We start from the raw sequence: 1,927 nt of genomic DNA on the forward strand, positions 1-1,927 counted from the left end.
CCCGCAGTCGGCCGAGCCACCGGACCCCGCGCCCCACCCCGGGACGCGGGGTCCGTCGTACGATCAGGCAGGCCGTTCAGCTGCGAATCCGGGGGGACATGTGATCGTCTGGCTCAACGGCGCGTCAGGCGTCGGCAAGACCGCGACCGTGCGTGAGCTGCTGCAGTTGATCCCGGGGTCCCGCGTCTTCGACCCCGAGGACATCGGGGCGCTGCTGCGCGAGCGCTTTCTCCCGCCTCAGCCGTCCACCGGTCCCGCCGACGACCAGGACCTCGTGGCCTGGCGACGCCTGGTCCCCGACGCCCTGGCCGCGCTGCACGCCCAACTCGGCGAGGACGTCCAGCTGCTCGTCCCGATGGCGCTGCTCCGCCAGGACCACCGGGACGAGATGTTCGGCGCCCTCGCGTCCAGACGCATCGACGTGCACCACGTCGTCCTGCATGCTGAGGAAACGGTTCTGCGCACACGCCTCGAGGCCGACGGGGCCGAACCCGGCGCGCGCGAGCGTCGCCTCGCCCACCTCGACGCCTACGCCGCCGCGCTGCCCTGGCTCCGTGACGACGCCGCCTTCGTCGACATCGCGGAGCTGACGCCACGCCAGGCGGCCGAGCAGGTCCGCTCCGTGCTCCGTGCGGGCACCGCCCGCGTCCCGATCGTGCAGGACCCCGTCGCGTCCGGCGACACCGTCGCCGCGGCGGTGCTCCTCTTCGACGAGGCGGACCGCGTGCTGCTGGTCGACCCGGTCTACAAGCCGGGCTGGGAGTTCCCCGGCGGCGTCGTCGAGACCGGTGAGGCGCCCACCGCGGCGGCGGTCCGCGAGGCGGCTGAGGAGCTGGGCGTCACCCTGCACCCGGACGACCTCCGTCTCCTCGTCGTCGACTGGGAGCCCAGACGCGGCCCCCGCTCGGGCGGCCTCCGCCTCGTCTTCGACGGCGGTGTCCTCGACCCGGCCGAGCAGGCGGCCCTCACCCTCCCCGCCGCCGAGCTGCGCGGCTGGCGCTTCGTCCCCGCGGACCAGTGGGACGCGCACCTCGCCCCGAACAAGTCCTCGCGCCTCCGCGCCGCCCTGGCCGCGCGCGACGCGGGCCACGTCGCCTACCTCGAAGCGGGCCGGCCGCGCTGAGGCCCGCCCGGGCCTCCGGATCCTCGGGGCCGAGCCGACCCGCCTGGCCGAAGCGGCTCCTCACCCGGACACTCGCGCAGCCCTCGGCCGGACCGCCCCGCTCCGCTCCGCGTGGCGCGGCGGTCGGGTGTCAGGATGGGGCCGTGCCGTTCACTTTCAGTCATCCCGCTGCCGTGCTGCCGCTGTTGCGTGCCGGGCGGGGGCGCGGACCGCTGGTCGCCTCGGGGCTGGTCGCGGGGTCGCTCGCGCCGGACCTGCCGTTCTTCCTCGACAGCCCGCTGCCCGGCAGCTACGGACTGGGGCGGTTCACGCACCGGGCGTGGGCCGTGCCGACGCTCGACGTGGCGCTCGCCGCCGGTCTCGCCGTGGCCTGGCACCAGGTGCTGCGCGAGCCGGCCGTCGCGCTGCTGCCGCGCGAACTCGCCGGGAAGGTCGACGCGCTGACCGCGCCCGCCCGTAAGCCGCAGGACCTGCGGGCCGCCGACGCCGCGTGGTTCGCGGCGTCCGCCGCGGTCGGGGCGTTCACCCATGTGGGTTGGGACGCCTTCACTCATCACGGCCGCTGGGGTGAACGGCACTGTCCGAGCCTGGGCCACCGGATCGGCGGAGGAATGCCCGTCTACCAGGCGCTCCAGTGGGCCTCGTCCGTCGCCGGACTCGCCGTGCTCGGCGTCGCCGCGCGCCGGACCCTCGCAGCCGTCCCACCTGCGCCGACGCCGCCGAGCCGGGGACGCGCGGGCGGCCTCGGGGCCGTCGCCGCGGCCACCGCGCTCGGCGCGGCGCACCGGCTGCGGCGGGACACGG

The 1,927-nt window shown here is 76.3% G+C and carries 2 protein-coding genes; both read left to right on the forward strand.

The annotated features are described in order from the left end of the window. Positions 1 to 100 precede the first annotated feature (100 nt). The gene (locus tag TR48_RS32870) at positions 101 to 1,123 is read left to right on the forward strand and encodes an NUDIX hydrolase (RefSeq protein WP_042374073.1); all 1,023 of its coding nucleotides are present in this window, start codon (positions 101 to 103) and stop codon (positions 1,121 to 1,123) included. Positions 1,124 to 1,266: 143 nt separating this feature from the next. Continuing rightward, positions 1,267 to 1,927, forward strand: a 661-nt coding sequence (locus tag TR48_RS32875; protein ID WP_052443245.1) for a DUF4184 family protein, incomplete at its 3' end; no start/stop codon positions are given.

The organism is Streptacidiphilus neutrinimicus, from assembly GCF_000787815.1.
GTDB lineage: Bacteria > Actinomycetota > Actinomycetes > Streptomycetales > Streptomycetaceae > Streptacidiphilus > Streptacidiphilus neutrinimicus.